Genomic DNA, 14,977 nt, shown 5'->3' on the forward strand with positions numbered 1-14,977 from the left:
GGCCTGCTCGACCCATCCGACTGATCGTGGCCTACCCACCGGGCGGGGTGAGCGACGACATGGCGCGTTTGCTGGCGCGGCAGGTGTCGGCGGGGCTGGATGTACCCGTGGTGGTGGAGCACCGCAGCGGCGCCGGTGGCACCCTGGCGATGGAGGCGCTGGCCAAGGCTCCGTCCGATGGACATACGCTGGCGCTGTCGGCCATCACACCCCTCACGCTGTCGCCCCATCTCGGTCGCGTCGGCTATCGACCTCTGCACGACATCGTTCCGGTGGTGAGCGTGATGGCCACCCCGGCGCTGGTGGTGGGCACCCCGGCCTTTGCGGGCGCGAGCCTTGCTGATGCGCTGGTGCAGGCGCAGCGCGTACCGGGAGCACTGCGCTGGGCCAGTTCTGGCGTGGGCACCACGGGGCATCTGATGCTGGCACGGATCGCTGCCGAGGCCGGGGTGGACATCATTCACGTGCCCTACAAGGGTGGTGGCGCCCAGCTCAATGACGCCTTGGGCGGCCACTTCGAGCTCCTGTCGACCAACGTGGGCCTGCTGCAGTTGCGCTACATCCGTGAAGGGCGATTCAAGCCCCTGGCCGTGGGGGCACCCGAGCGGCTGCCGGTGCTGCCCGAGGTGCCGACCCTTGGGGAACTGGGTTTCGGCTCGGCCAACCGGATGTCGGTGTTCGGCGTCTTTGCACCGGCTGGCACTGCTCCCGACGTGCTGGAGCGGCTCAACGCCGCCTTCAATGAAGCCTTGCGGTCGCATGACGTGCAAGCCCGCCTGCGGGCTGTCAACACCCTGCCCACCGGCGGGACCCGCAAGGCCTTTGCACGGGTGATCGAGGAAGAGTTCCGCGCCAACCAGGCGCTTCCTCGGCAGGCCGAAGATCAGCGCCGCTGAGCGTCGGACCCTACGGCAACTACTTCTTCTTGCGCCGATCGGGCACCACCGTCACACGGGTGGGCATGACGGCATCCGGCGAAATCGGTTTCGCCGGCGCCTGGTCCTTCGTCGGCTTCTTCGCTTCCTTGTTACTGCGCTGCCGGCCCTTGGGCATGATCGACGGCTCCTGAGAGGGATGGTTCACCCGGCCCGCCGATCGACGTTGCGGGCTCGGGCCATGCGACATCACGCTGCCTACGCCATGTGGCGTATTTGCGTGCGACCGCTCCCTGCCTAAGCTGAGGCTGTCTCTTCCACACAGCCCTGCCATTCCAAAGGAGCGCCTGCCATGACCATCTCCCGCCGCCACTTCAACCAGGCCCTGGGCGCCATCGCCCTGGGCGGGGCCGCCGTCGGCCTGCCTGCCCATGCCCAGTCCGACACCATCAAGGTCGGTATCCTGCATTCGCTGTCGGGCACCATGGCCATCTCGGAAACCGTCCTGAAGGACGTGGCCCTGATGACGATCGAGCAGATCAATGCCAAGGGCGGCGTGATGGGCAAGAAGCTCGAGCCCGTGGTGGTCGATCCGGCCTCCAACTGGCCGCTGTTCGCCGAGCGCGCCCGCCAGCTCATCACCCAGGACAAGGTGGCCGTGGTCTTCGGCTGCTGGACCAGCGTGTCGCGCAAGTCGGTGCTCCCGGTGTTCGAGGAACTCAACAGCCTGCTGTTCTACCCCGTGCAGTACGAGGGCGAGGAACTGAGCAAGAACGTGTTCTACACCGGCGCGGCGCCCAACCAGCAGGCCATTCCCGCGGTGGAATACCTGATGAGCAAGGACGGCGGCTCTGTCAAACGCTTCGTGCTGCTGGGCACCGACTATGTGTACCCGCGCACCACCAACAAGATCCTGCGCGCCTTCCTGAAGTCCAAAGGCATTCCCGACAGCGACATCATGGAGGCCTACACCCCCTTCGGCCACAGCGACTACCAGACCATCATCGCCAACATCAAGAAGTTTGCCGCGGCAGGCAAGAAGACGGCGGTGGTCTCCACCATCAATGGTGACTCCAATGTGCCCTTCTACCGTGAGCTGGGCAACCAGGGCCTGAAGGCGACCGACGTGCCGGTGGTGGCCTTCTCGGTGGGCGAGGAAGAACTGCGCGGCGTGGACACCAAGCCGCTGGTGGGCCACCTGGCGGCGTGGAACTACTTCATGTCGATCAAGAACCCGACCAACGACGCCTTCATCAAGGCTTGGTCGGACTACGCCAAGGCCAAGAACATCCCGGGCCACAAAGACCGTCCGCTGACCAACGACCCGATGGAAGCCACCTACATCGGCATCCACATGTGGAAGCAGGCCGTCGAGAAGGCCAAGAGCACGGACACCGACAAGGTGATCGCCGCGATGGCCGGCCAAACCTTCCCGGCCCCGAGCGGCTTCATGGCCAAGATGGACGAGAAGAACCACCACCTTCACAAGCCGGTGTTCATCGGTGAGGTGAAGGCCGATGGTCAGTTCAACGTGGTATGGAAGACCAAGGGTCCCGTCAAGGCTCAGCCCTGGAGCCCCTTCATTCCCGAGAACAAGGGCAAGAAGGACGAGCCCGAGAAGAAGTAAGGGCAGTAAGGGCTTTCGAGGATGCACGAGTGAGTTCCACGACACGATGGGGGATCCGCCTCGCCCTGGCCGCCCTGGCCTGGGTGCTGGCGGGCCCGGCGGCGGCCCTGAGCCCCGAGCAGATCCGGGCCCTGGCCCTGGGCGATAACGACGAGCGCATCGAGGCGCTCAGCGAGGCGGCCGCCACCGGCGACCCCTTGCTGGGCCCCTACATCGAGGCCTTGCTGGCAGACGAGGTGCGCACCGTCGGCGACGACCAGGTCTTCATCGTGCGTGGCAACGAGGTGCGCAACGCCCTCACCGGTGAGCCCGCCACCCTGCCCGACGGCGCGGAGGAGGTGGTCAACAGCAACCGCATCCGCCGGGCGCTGCAGGCGGCCCTGGCCGCGCTCAAGCTCTTCTCGGATGATCCGGCCGTGCGCGGCCAGGCCATCGCGCAGATGCAGCGCGAGATCCTGGACGCGGAACAGCTTCCCGTGATCGAGAAGGTGCTCGAGCGCGAGACCGATGCCGGACTGCGTGAGCAGCTGCAGGCCTTGCGGGCCACCGCCATGATCACCTCCCACGATCCGGCCCTGCGCCTGGAGGCGGCCGAGTTGCTGGGCCGCAGCAACCAGCCCACGGTGCAGGCCTTGCTGCGCGAGCGGCTGGCACAGGACGGCGACAGCTTCACCGAACCCGACGCGCAGGTGCGCGCGGCCCTGAGGAAGTCACTCGCGGCCGTGGACAACCGCCTGGCCTGGGGCGAGCGCGCGGGGGTGCTGTTCAGCGGCGTGAGCCTGGGCAGCCTCCTGCTGCTGGTGGCGCTCGGCCTGGCCATCACCTATGGCCTGATGGGTGTGATCAACATGGCCCACGGCGAGATGATGATGATCGGGGCCTATGCCACCTACGTGGTGCAGAACCTCTTTCGCGCGCATCTGCCGGGCTGGTTCGACTGGTATGTGCTGGCCGCGGTGCCCGTGGCCTTCCTGGCGTCGGCCGTGGTGGGTGCGGTGCTCGAACGTAGCGTGATCCGCTGGCTGTATGGCCGGCCGCTGGAAACCCTGCTGGCCACCTGGGGCATCAGCCTCATCCTCATCCAGGCGGTGCGTTCGCTCTTTGGCGCCCAGAACGTGCAGGTGGACAACCCGACTTGGCTGAGCGGTGGTGTGACGCTCATGCCCAACCTCACGCTGCCCTACAACCGTATCGCCATCATCGTGTTTGCGGCGCTGGTGGTGGCTGGCGTGGCGCTGCTGATCGCCCGCACGCGGCTCGGGCTGTTCGTGCGTGGGGTCACCCAGAACCGGCCCATGGCCGCGTGCATGGGGGTGAACACGGCGCGGATCGACACCTATGCGTTTGCCCTGGGCGCGGGCATTGCCGGCCTGGCCGGCTGCGCGCTGTCGCAGGTGGGCAATGTCGGGCCTGATCTCGGCCAGAGCTACATCGTGGATTCCTTCCTGGTGGTGGTGACCGGCGGGGTGGGGCAACTGGCCGGCACGGTGTACGCCGCGTTGGGCCTGGGCGTCATCAACAAGCTGCTGGAAGGCTGGCAGGGAGCGGTGCTGGCCAAGATCATGGTGCTGCTGCTCATCGTGGCCTTCATCCAGAAGCGTCCGCAGGGCCTGTTCGCAATGAAGGGAAGGAGTGCCGAGGCATGACAGCGGTTCTGAACGCAGGCACCGCTGGTGTCGATCTCGTGCCACGTCGTGGCCTGCTGCTGGGGCCCAAGGGCTGGGCGGCCGTGCTCGCAGCGGCGCTGAGCGTGGGCGTGCTGGTGCCCTTGCTCAACCTGGCCGTGCCGGCCGACAGCGCCTGGCACCTGAGCGACTACTACGTGAGCCTGTTCGGCAAGATCATGTGCTACGCCATCTGCGCGCTGGCCATGGACCTGATCTGGGGCTACACCGGCATCCTCTCGCTGGGCCACGGCTTGTTCTTTGCGCTGGGCGGCTACGTGATGGGTATGTACCTCATGCGCCAGATCGGCACCGACGGGCACTACAAGTCGGAGCTGCCCGACTTCATGGTCTTCCTGGATTGGAAGGAGCTGCCCTGGCACTGGGCCCTGAGCGACTCCTTCCTGGCCACGCTCGTGCTCGTCGTGGCCGTGCCGGGCGGGCTGGCCTTCGTCTTCGGCTACTTCGCCTTCCGCTCGCGCATCAAGGGCGTGTACTTCTCCATCATCACGCAGGCGATGACGTTTGCCGCCATGCTGCTCTTCTTCCGCAACGAGACGGGCTTTGGCGGCAACAACGGCTTCACCGACTTCAAGCGCATCCTCGACATCCCGATAGCCACCTCGGGCATGCGGGTGACGCTGTTCGCGATCACGGGCTTCGTGCTGATCGGCTTCTTCCTGCTGGGCCGCTGGATCGTGAACAGCAAGTACGGCCGTGTGCTGCAGGCCGTGCGCGATGCCGAGTCGCGCGTGATGTTCACCGGCTACAACCCGCTGGGCTACAAGCTGTCGATCTGGACGCTGTCGGCCATGATGTGCGGCGTGGCCGGGGCCCTGTACGTGCCGCAGGTGGGCATCATCAACCCCAGCGAGATGTCGCCGGCGGCCAGCATCGAGATCGCCATCTGGACGGCCGTGGGCGGGCGGGCCTCGCTGATCGGCCCCATCATCGGCGCCTTCTTCGTCAATGGGGCCAAGAGCTGGTTCACCGTGTCCTTCCCCGAGTTCTGGCTGTACTTCCTCGGGGCCTTGTTCATCGGGGTGACGCTGTTCCTGCCCCATGGCATCGTCGGCCTGCTGCGCGGGCGCCGCAAGAACACGGAGGACCGCGCATGACCCCCGACCTGATGGAAGCAGGCGCCCGCGCCCGGGAAGAGCATCTGCAGCGTTCACGGGGTCCCATCGACGGCTCTGGCGGACGCGATGCCAGCTACGGCCGTGTGGTGCGCGAAGGCGAAGTGGACCTGGCGCATGGCGCCATCCTCTATCTGGACGACATCACCGTCAGTTTCGATGGCTTCCGTGCGCTGAACCAGCTCTCGCTGAGCATCACCGCCGGCGAACTGCGCTGCATCATCGGCCCCAATGGCGCTGGCAAGACCACGATGATGGACGTCATCACCGGCAAGACCCGCCCCGATGCCGGACGCGCCTTCTTCGGCTCCACCATCGACCTGCTGCGCCTGCGCGAAAGCGAAATCGCCACCATCGGCATCGGCCGCAAGTTCCAGAAGCCCACGGTCTACGAGCACCTGAGCGTCTTCGAGAACCTGGAACTGGCCCTGCGCGCCGACCGGGGCGTGCGCGCCTCGATGTTCTTCCGGCTCTCGGGCGAGCAGCTCGACCGCATCGCCGAGATCCTCACGCTCATCCACCTGCGCGACCAGGCCCAGCGCACGGCGGGCCTGCTGTCGCACGGCCAGAAACAGTGGCTGGAGATCGGCATGCTGTTGATGCAGGACCCTAAGCTGCTGCTGCTGGATGAACCCGTGGCCGGCATGACCGACGAGGAGACCGAACGCACCGCCGAACTCTTCCTGTCGCTCGAAGGCAGCCATTCGCTGGTGGTGGTCGAGCACGACATGAAATTCATCCATGACCTCACGCGAGACAACCCGGCCAAGAAGGTGACCGTGCTGCACGAAGGCAGTGTGCTGGCCGAAGGCTCGCTGGCGCAAGTGCAGGCCAACGACAAGGTCGTCGAAGTCTATCTGGGGCGCTGAGCATGCTCAAGGTCGAAGGCATCAATCAGTACTACGGCGGCTCGCACATCCTGCGCAATGTCGGCTTCGAGGCGAAGGCGGGTGAGGTCACGGTGATCCTCGGGCGCAACGGCGTGGGCAAGACCACGCTGCTCAAGAGCCTCATGGGCTTGGTGCCGGTCAAGACCGGGACGATCACCCTGGACGGCCATCCCATCACCTGCGACACCCCCTACGAGCGTGTGCGCAAGGGTGTGGGCTACGTGCCCCAGGGCCGCGAGATCTTCGGCCGCCTCACGGTGGAGGAGAACCTGCGCATGGGGCTGGCCTACAAGAGCGCGCGAACGCCCATCCCGCCGCAGCTTTTCGAGCTGTTCCCGGTGCTCAAGCAGATGCTGCACCGGCGCGGCGGCGATCTCTCGGGCGGGCAGCAGCAGCAACTGGCCATCGCCCGCGCCCTGGCGGCGGGCCCCAAGCTGCTGATCCTGGACGAGCCCACCGAGGGCATCCAGCCGTCCATCATCAAGGACATCGGCCGCGTCATCCGCAGGCTGGCCGACACCGGCATGGACGGCCATCCGCCCATGGCCATCGTGCTGGTCGAGCAGTACTACGATTTCGCTGCCGAACTGGCTGACCAGTATCTCGTGATGGAGCGCGGCGAAGTGGTGATGCAAGGCCGCGGCGCCGGCATGGCAGCCGACGGCGTGCGCCAGCGCATGTCCATCTAGGGCCGGCGCAGGCGCTCTAGCTCCTCGGGCGTGAAGGTGGCGCGCAGCTGAGCGTCGTTGCCGCCGCCTTGCACATTGCCACGTGCCAGGCCATTACTTCGAGTGCCAGGGATCTCGAAGAAGGTGCGCCCGACGGGCGTGATCTGTGCCACGGGCACGCCGGTGCGCAAGGCCGTGGCATTGAGCCAGATGTCGTCGGCACGCGGACAGCAGTCCAGGAAGGCCAGGCCGCGTTCGCGCAAAGCCAACTGCATGCGCACCGGGTACAGCACGCCCGAAACCCCCGTCAGAAAGTGGCGGTGATCCGGGCGGGTGTCTTCGCAGGGGGGCCACTGGGCGTAGGGCAGCAACCGCCCCTGGGCGTCGAAGGCGATGCGGTGGGCCCGGAAGCACACGATCGCCCAGGGCATTCGTTCGTGGGCGCGCATCAGCTCGGCCAGCCAGTCGCGCGGGTACAGCACATCGTCGTCGGCCGTCACCAGCGGTCGGGTCGGATGCGGTTCGCACAGGACTTGCGGCAGGTACTTCTTGTGTGGGCCGTAGTCCTCGGTGCCGCGCACCTCCAGCCCGCGGGCCTGCAGGCGCTGCAAGGTTTCGGGCAGGCCCGCCTCGATCAGCTCGTGTTCCAGCCACAGCACCAGACGCGAAGGTTTGAGCGTGCCGGCACCGATGCTTTCGATGGTGTAGTGCACGCCAGCCAGTCGCGGCCCGAAGCTCGTGAGCGACACCACCGGGCCGGCCGGGTCCAGGAGACTCTCGCGGCTTTCCAGGTTGCGCCGTTGCAGGCGTCGCATCCACCAGGGGCGCACGAGCCGCTTGATGCTGCGCAGGGCGCGGCGCCGCAGGCGCTCACGCCAGAGGATCCAGGTCGAGGGCGGCCGGTCAGAAGACGAAGGGGGCGCTGGCATGGGCTGCACGATGAGGGCTCGGACGCAAGGAGGCTTCAGTGTAGGGGGTTGCAGTCCTTGAAAGGGAGCGCGTGAAACAGATGATTCGTATGGCATACTATGAAACATCTGTTCCAGTCCACTGTTTGCGCCGACACCCCCGCAGCGAAACGTCACCGATGGAGCCCCAGGACGTCCACGCACTGGTCGAGCGGCATTTCGAGGCCCTCAGCCCCGAGCTGCGCCGGGCCGCGCGCTGGATCGTCCGGCACGGGACGTCCCTGGGTCTGCAGTCGATGCGCGCCAGCGCCCGGCAGGCCGGCGTGTCGGCGGCGACCATGACCCGGCTGGCCCGTCAGTTGGGCCTGCCTGGCTTCGAGGCCTTGCGCGAGCCCTTCCGGCGGGCTTTGGCCCGGCAGGCCGAAGACCCGGTCGGCTACCTGGGCCGCGCACAGCGCACTGCGTCGGCCCGGCATTCACTGATGGGCGATTTGAACGAGGCCCAGGTGGCCGATGTGCGATCCTGCGCGGGGCTCAACGCGCCCGGCCGGATCGAGGCCGCAGCCCGGCTGATGCTGCGAAGCCGCCAGGTGGCGTTTCTGGGGCTGCGCGCCAGCTTCGGAATCGCCTACCACCTGCACTACACCTTCGGCCTGCTGTGCAGCAGGGGACGGCTGCTGCACGATGCGGCCGCAGGCTGGGTTGACCAGCTCGATCTCCTCGGCCCGCGCGACCTGCTCGTGGCCGTGAGCCAGGCCCCCTACACCCGAGAGACGGTCGAGGCCGTGCAGCAGGCTGTGCAGGCCGGCGTCCCGGTGCTCGCCTTGACCGACAGCGCGCTGTCCCCGATCGCGCGCGGCGCACGGCAGGCTTTGCTGTTTTCGGCGAGCTCGCCGTCCTTTTTCCAATCGATGACCGGTGCCCAGGCGCTGGCCGAGGCCCTCATCGCGGCCGTCGCGGCGCAAGGCGGGGCCGATGTCCTCGACCACCTGGCCCGGCGCCAGGCCCTTCTGCAAGCCCGCAAGGCCTATTGGGAGCGCCCGGCGCGCCAGGCTGCCCCCCGGAGAAGCGCTGAATGAACCCGAGCACCACCCACGTCTTTCACCGCCAACTGCATGCCGCCTTGCCCGTGGCCGTGGCGGCCCGCGGGTCGATCATCATCGACCGCCTGGGCCGCCAGTACATCGACGCGTCGGGCGGGGCCGCCGTGTCCTGCCTGGGCCACGGCCACCCGGATGTGCTCGCCGCGATGCACGCCCAGATCGATCGCATCGCCTATGCCCACACCAGCTTCTTCACCACCGAGGTGGCCGAGGCCCTGGCCGATGACCTGATCGCCCACGCGCCGGCCGGCATGAGCCATGCCTACTTCGTCTCGGGAGGCTCCGAGGCGGTGGAGGCGGCGCTGAAGATGGCGCGCCAGTACTTCGTCGAGATCGGCCAGCCCCAGCGGCGGCACTTCATCGCGCGGCGCCAGAGCTACCACGGCAACACGCTGGGGGCGCTGGCGGTGGGCGGCAACCAGTGGCGCCGCGCCCAGTTCGCACCGCTGCTGATGGACGTCACCCACGTGTCGCCCTGCTACGAGTACCGCGACCGGCAACCCGGCGAAACGGCCGAGCAGTACGGCCGGCGCCTCGTGCAGGAGCTGGCCGACACCATCGATCGCCTGGGCGGCGAGAACGTGATCGCCTTCGTGGCCGAGACGGTGGTGGGCGCCACCGCGGGGGCGCTGACGCCGGTACCGGGCTACCTGAAGGGCGTGCGCGAGCTGTGCGACCGCCACGGCATCTTGCTCATCCTCGACGAGGTGATGTGTGGCATGGGGCGCACCGGCACCTTGCACGCCTGCGAGCAGGAGGGCGTGGTGCCCGACCTGATGACCATCGCCAAAGGCCTGGGCGGTGGCTACCAGCCCATCGGCGCGGTGCTGGCGCAGCGGCGCCTGGTCGAGGCCTTTGCCCAGGGCAGTGGGCTGTTTCAGCACGGCCACACCTACATCGGACACGCCGTGGCTTGCGCGGCAGCGCTGGCGGTACAGCAGGTGATCCGCCGCGATGGCCTGCTGGAAGCCTGCCGCCGCCAGGGCGAGGGGCTGGCCCGGCGCCTGCAGCAGCGCTTGGGTGAGCATCCCCATGTGGGCGATCTGCGCGGGCGCGGCCTGTTCCGTGGCATCGAACTGGTGCGCGAGCGGGTCAGCAAGGCGCCGTTCGATCCGGCACTCAAGCTGCATGCCCGCATCAAACGCGAAGCCATGGCGCGCGGGTTGATGGTCTATCCCATGGGGGGCACGATCGACGGCCGGCATGGAGACCACGTGCTGCTCGCGCCCCCGTTCACCGTGAGCGACGACGAACTCGACGCCATCGTCGATCGCCTGGCCCAGGCCATCGATGCGGCGCTGGCATCGACCCATGCTTGATACACAAGGCCTTTCGGGGGTTTCCGCGGGTGGCGCGGCGCTTCGTTGGTGCTACCGTTGGGCACGAACTGTGCATGCCGGGATTTCCCGTACGCGGCACCCGATATCGCACATGTGCAAGAGCTTGCGGTAAGCTGCCGCCCTTTCATTCTCCCCCAACGTGTCACAGGAGGTCGAAGTGAATCCTCTCTCCCAAGTCAAGCCCCTGCGCCGGCTGCTGGCGGCCGCGGCCCTGGTGTCGCTGTCTTTGCCGTTCGGATCGGCGGTGGCCCAGCCGAAGTTCATGACCATCGGCACGGGCGGCGTCACGGGCGTGTACTACGCAGCGGGCGGCGCCATCTGCCGGCTGGTCAACAAGGATCGTGCCAAGCACGGGATCCGCTGCTCGGTGGAATCCACGGGCGGCTCGGTGGTGAACATCAACACCATCCGCGCTGGCGAGCTCGACTTCGGGGTGGCCCAGTCCGACTGGCAATACCACGCCGCCAAGGGCACCAAGGTGTTCGAGAAGGATGGTGCCTTCGCCGACCTGCGCGCCGTGTTCTCGCTGCACCCTGAGCCCTTCACCGTGGTGGCGCGCAAGGAGATCAACGCGACCCGCTTCGAGGACCTGAAGGGCAAGCGTTTCAACATCGGCAACCCGGGCTCCGGCACGCGCGCCTCGATGGAAGAGTTGCTGGGTGCCTTGGGCTGGAAGACCAGCGACTTTTCCTTGGCGGCGGAGTTGAAGGCCGACGAGCACGGCCCGGCGCTGTGCGACAACAAGATCGACGGCTTCTTCTACGGCGTGGGTCATCCCTCGGCCAATATCCAGGATCCGACGACCACCTGCGGCGCCAAGCTCGTGCCGCTGACCGGTCCTGCCGTGGACAAGCTGGTGGCCCAACACCCCTTCTATGCCAAGGTCGAGATCCCTGGCGGTCTGTATGCCGGCAACCCCAACCCCACGCCCACCTATGGTGTGTTGGCGACCTTCGTGACTTCGGCCAAGGTGCCGGAGTCCACCGTCTATGAGCTGGTCAAGGCGGTGTTCGAGAACTTCGACGAGTTCAAGAAGCTGCACCCGGCCCTGGCGAACCTCGATCCCAAGCGCATGATCAAGGACGGCCTGTCGGCGCCGCTGCACCCCGGTGCCGTCAAGTACTACAAGGAAAAAGGCTGGATGTAAGCCCGCCGGCTTGCGCCTGTGCGTCGAGCGGTGGGCGTAAAATGCTGGTTTGACCAAGAGGGGCCCCGTGACCCGGGGCCCTTTTTCTATGGATCGGCCTTGGGCGGGCCACCACTGCCTGGGCCGGTTCTCCGATACCGCTCCTGACTCAGAAGGTGGAAGCCTCATGTTCGGAAAGAAGAAGGATCAAGCCGCGAGCATCGATGTGCAGCAGCTCGTGAGCGATACCGACACCGGCGGCCGCAAGCCCGGGCCCTGGATGCACAAGATGCTGCTCGTCGTGGCCGTGGCGTGGTCGCTGTTCCAGTTGTGGATCGCCTCACCGCTGCCTTTCACCCTGGGCGTGTTCGTGCTCAACGACACCGAGTCGCGCGCCATCCACCTGGCGTTTGCCGTGTTCTTGGCCTTCATGGCCTACCCGGCCTTCAAACGCTCGCCCCGGGCCTACGTGCCAGTGACCGATTGGGTGTTTGCGCTGGTGGGCGCTTTCTGCGCGGCCTATCTGTTCCTGTTTTACCGGGAACTGGCGCAGCGGCCGGGCCAGCCGACCGAGATGGATGTCTACGCCGCGGTCGTGGGTGTGATCTTGCTGCTGGAGGCCACGCGCCGTGTGCTGGGCTTGCCCATGGTGATCGTTGCGCTGGTCTTCCTCGCCTACACCTTCGGCGGGCCCTATATGCCGGAGATGATCGCGCACCGCGGCGCCTCGCTCAACCGCGCCGCTTCGCATTACTGGCTGACCACCGAGGGCGTGTTCGGCATTGCACTGGGCGTGTCCAGTGGCTTCATCTTCCTGTTCGTGCTGTTCGGCTCCCTGCTGGACAAGGCTGGCGCGGGCAACTATTTCATCAAGTCGGCTTTTGCCTTGTTGGGTCACATGCGCGGCGGCCCGGCCAAGGCGGCCGTCGTCTCCTCGGCGGCCACCGGCGTCATCTCCGGCTCGTCGATCGCCAACGTGGTAACCACCGGCACCTTCACCATTCCGCTGATGAAGCGTGTGGGCTATCGGCCCGATCAGGCCGGCGCCGTGGAGGTTTCCAGTTCGGTCAATGGCCAGCTCATGCCGCCGGTGATGGGCGCGGCGGCGTTTCTGATGGTGGAGTATGTCGGCATCCCCTACACACAGGTGATCAAGCACGCTTTTTTGCCGGCCATCATTTCTTACATCGCGTTGTTCTATATCGTTCACCTCGAAGCGCTCAAGGGCGGCATGACCGGCTTGCCGCGCCGCGGCGGCGGCACGGCGATGCAGCGCTTGCTCTCTTTTGGCCTGACGGTGGCCGGGTTCATCATCCTGTCGGGGCTGGTGTACTGGGGCATCGGCTGGATCAAGGGCGCGCTGGGTGATGCCGCGATCTGGGTCATCGGCGCGGGCCTGTTGGCTGCGTACATCGGCCTGCTGTGGTTTGGTGCGCGCCAGCCCGAGCTGGAAATGGACGATCCCAACGCTCCGGTGTTCGAGCTGCCTGAAACCGGGCCCACCCTCAAATCCGGCTTGCACTACTTGCTGTCGGTGGTCGTGTTGATCTGGTGCCTGATGGTCGAGCAGATGTCGCCGGGCCTGTCGGCGTTTTGGGCCACGATGTTCATGATTCTCATCTTGCTCACTCAGCGCCCCATCCAGGCGGTGTTCCGGGGCCGGGGGGATTGGCTTGGCGCTGCGCGCCTGGGCGTGTCGGATCTGATCGATGGCCTGGCCACCGGCGCACGCAACATGATCGGCATCGGCGTGGCCACGGCAGCGGCCGGGCTCATCGTCGGCACCGTGTCGCTCACCGGTGTGGGCTTGGTGATGACCGAGTTGGTCGAGGCCCTGTCGGGCGGCAATCTGATGCTCATGCTCGCGCTGGTGGCCGTCATCAGCCTGGTGCTGGGCATGGGCTTGCCGACCACCGCCAATTACATCGTGGTGTCCACGCTGATGGCGCCCGTGGTGGTGGAACTCGGCGCACAAAGCGGGCTGATCGTGCCGCTGATTGCCGTGCACCTGTTCGTCTTTTACTTCGGGCTGATGGCCGACGTGACGCCGCCGGTGGGACTGGCCTCGTTCGCAGCGGCAGCCGTGGCGCGCACCGATCCGATCAAGACCGGCGTGACGGCTTTCTGGTACAGCATGCGAACGGCCATCCTGCCTTTCCTGTTCATCTTCAACACGCAGTTGCTGCTGATCGGGATCACGAGCACCTGGCATCTGATGTTGACCGTTGTCAGTGCCACGGTGGCGATGCTCGTGTTTGCTGCGGCCACGCAAGGTTGGTTCCTGGTGCGCAACCGCTGGTATGAAACGTTGGCGCTGTTGCTCGTGACCTTCACGCTGTTCCGTCCCGGCTTCTGGTGGGACATGGTCTACCCGCCCTACGAAGAGGCGCCGGCGGCCGAGCTGATGCGCTTTGCCGAAACCGCACCGCGCAATGCGAACAAGCGTATCTGGGTCGAAGGGCTGACGCTGGAGGGCAAAGAGGTGCGCAAAGGCGTGCTGCTGCCTCTGGGCGAGCCAGGCACGGCCCGTGAACGTCTGGCGCAAGCCGGTCTTCGCGTCGTGCCCATGGGCGACGAGTTGCAAATCATCATGGTGCAGTTCGGCAGCCAGGCCGAGAAGCTCGGCCTGGAGCAGGGTTGGAGGATCACGGCCATCGAGATGCCCACCGAGCGCCCGGCCAAGGAATGGATGTTTGTGCCGGCTTTTGCGTTGTTGGTCTTGGTCGTGTACTTGCAGCGTCGCCGTGCGCGGCAGGAGCGGCCGCCGGCCCCCCGGGGTGCGGCGGCCACGGCCTGATCAGGTCTTCCAGACGCGGGGCGGGCAGGCCGCGAGGCCCCAGCCGGCTTCGCGCCAGCGGGCCCACACAGCCGCCAGCAAGGCCTGGGCAGGCTCGGTGCGGTCCGCCAGGGTGCGCAGCACCACCACCCGCTCGTCCGGTGAGGTGACGCCCGCCTGGTCTCGCAGGGGGGACGATTCGATGCACTGCCGTGCCAAGTCCAGCAGCGCCTCGCGCCTGGCGGGCTCCAGCACCTGACCACCGGCCCACCACATCGTCGCCAGCACCCGTCGACCGTTCCAGCCCAGGGGGCTGTCGAGCAGCCGGGACGTGTGCGGGTCATCGGCATCGAGCACGCCACGCTCCAGCCACAGCCCGGGCAGTTCGATCTGCTGCTCGAAGCGGCCTTGCACAAACGGTTCGTTCGAGGCGGGCAGCCCCAGGGCCAGCAAGTCCCAGCCGATCATCTCGGCTCCCGGGGCCAGTTCGAAGCGCAGGTGGTTGACGGCGCGGGTGGCGCTGTAGGCGATGGTTTCCAGCGGCAGCCATTCCAGGCGCGCGTGCGCGGCCAGCTGCGCCACGAGGCGCTGCTCGGCTGTTTCTCCCGCGCTGCGGTAGAAGCGCGTGGCACCTGGTGTGGTGATCAGTGCATGCGCCTGCGGCGCCACGTCCACGGCGATGGCGAGCTGGTCGCCTCCCACGATGCCCCCGGGCGGGTGCACGAGCACGTTGTGGCAGATGCCTGGCCCTTCCGGATGCAGGCTGGCCAGCACCCGCAGGGGGCCGTCGTGGCGGTCATGCACGAGGGTGCGGGGCGCCTCGTGGCGGTAGTGCAGGGTCAGATGGCCGTGCCAGCCCATGCG

The 14,977-nt window shown here is 66.9% G+C and carries 13 protein-coding genes; 10 read left to right on the top strand and 3 right to left on the bottom strand.

Annotation, left to right across the window (positions count from 1 at the left end):
* Positions 1–26 precede the first annotated feature (26 nt).
* Positions 27–896: a tripartite tricarboxylate transporter substrate binding protein gene (locus tag AC1ECW_RS04805; protein ID WP_409702724.1), complete on the top strand. Its 870-nt coding sequence runs from the start codon at positions 27–29 to the stop codon at positions 894–896.
* A 19-nt stretch (positions 897–915) separates the two neighbouring features.
* Here the strand turns inward: AC1ECW_RS04805 and AC1ECW_RS04810 are convergent, their stop codons facing one another.
* Positions 916–1,053, bottom strand: a complete 138-nt coding sequence (locus AC1ECW_RS04810) for a hypothetical protein (RefSeq protein WP_409702722.1) — start codon at positions 1,051–1,053, stop codon at positions 916–918.
* A 174-nt stretch (positions 1,054–1,227) separates the two neighbouring features.
* Here AC1ECW_RS04810 and urtA point away from each other — a divergent pair, with 174 nt between their 5' ends.
* Genes urtA through urtE form a run of 5 tightly spaced genes read left to right on the top strand, consistent with a single transcriptional unit; the run spans position 1,228 to position 6,881 of the window.
* On the top strand, positions 1,228–2,502 hold the full coding sequence (urtA, locus tag AC1ECW_RS04815; protein ID WP_409702720.1) for an urea ABC transporter substrate-binding protein: 1,275 nt from the start codon (positions 1,228–1,230) through the stop codon (positions 2,500–2,502).
* 29 nt (positions 2,503–2,531) lie between these two features.
* A complete protein-coding gene (gene urtB, locus AC1ECW_RS04820) occupies positions 2,532–4,148 on the top strand; it encodes an urea ABC transporter permease subunit UrtB (RefSeq protein WP_409702718.1) in 1,617 nt (538 codons plus the stop codon).
* The gene (gene urtC / locus AC1ECW_RS04825) at positions 4,145–5,284 is read left to right on the top strand and encodes an urea ABC transporter permease subunit UrtC (protein ID WP_409702716.1); all 1,140 of its coding nucleotides are present in this window, start codon (positions 4,145–4,147) and stop codon (positions 5,282–5,284) included. The genes urtB and urtC overlap by 4 nt, the downstream gene beginning before the upstream one ends.
* Positions 5,281–6,171: an urea ABC transporter ATP-binding protein UrtD gene (urtD, locus tag AC1ECW_RS04830; RefSeq protein WP_409702714.1), complete on the top strand. Its 891-nt coding sequence runs from the start codon at positions 5,281–5,283 to the stop codon at positions 6,169–6,171. The genes urtC and urtD overlap by 4 nt, the downstream gene beginning before the upstream one ends.
* A gap of 2 nt (positions 6,172–6,173) precedes the next feature.
* Entirely contained in the window at positions 6,174–6,881 is a 708-nt protein-coding gene (gene urtE, locus AC1ECW_RS04835; protein ID WP_409702712.1) for an urea ABC transporter ATP-binding subunit UrtE, read from the top strand.
* Here urtE and AC1ECW_RS04840 read toward each other — a convergent pair.
* Positions 6,878–7,789, bottom strand: a complete 912-nt coding sequence (locus AC1ECW_RS04840) for a hypothetical protein (RefSeq protein ID WP_409702711.1) — start codon at positions 7,787–7,789, stop codon at positions 6,878–6,880. The two genes, urtE and AC1ECW_RS04840, sit on opposite strands and share 4 nt — an antisense overlap.
* 158 nt (positions 7,790–7,947) lie before the next feature.
* On the opposite strand from AC1ECW_RS04840, the gene AC1ECW_RS04845 reads away from it, so the two are divergent.
* The 4 genes from AC1ECW_RS04845 to AC1ECW_RS04860 all read left to right on the top strand — a co-directional run bounded on the left by AC1ECW_RS04845 (position 7,948) and on the right by AC1ECW_RS04860 (position 14,134).
* Complete coding sequence (locus AC1ECW_RS04845) at positions 7,948–8,847, top strand: MurR/RpiR family transcriptional regulator (RefSeq protein ID WP_409702709.1); 900 nt, start codon at positions 7,948–7,950, stop codon at positions 8,845–8,847.
* Entirely contained in the window at positions 8,844–10,190 is a 1,347-nt protein-coding gene (locus AC1ECW_RS04850) for an aspartate aminotransferase family protein (RefSeq protein ID WP_481201309.1), read from the top strand. The genes AC1ECW_RS04845 and AC1ECW_RS04850 overlap by 4 nt, the downstream gene beginning before the upstream one ends.
* Positions 10,191–10,368: 178 nt before the next feature.
* A complete protein-coding gene (locus tag AC1ECW_RS04855; protein ID WP_409707519.1) occupies positions 10,369–11,358 on the top strand; it encodes a TAXI family TRAP transporter solute-binding subunit in 990 nt (329 codons plus the stop codon).
* 166 nt (positions 11,359–11,524) lie between these two features.
* Positions 11,525–14,134 carry a TRAP transporter permease gene (locus AC1ECW_RS04860; protein ID WP_409707522.1) on the top strand — a complete coding sequence of 870 codons (2,610 nt, stop codon included), beginning with the start codon at positions 11,525–11,527 and terminating at the stop codon, positions 14,132–14,134.
* On the opposite strand, the gene AC1ECW_RS04865 is transcribed toward AC1ECW_RS04860, so the two are convergent.
* Complete coding sequence (locus tag AC1ECW_RS04865; RefSeq protein ID WP_409707525.1) at positions 14,135–14,974, bottom strand: urease accessory protein UreD; 840 nt, start codon at positions 14,972–14,974, stop codon at positions 14,135–14,137. It abuts the gene before it with no gap.
* Positions 14,975–14,977: the final 3 nt, after the last annotated feature.

The organism is Caldimonas hydrothermalis (assembly GCF_056746695.1).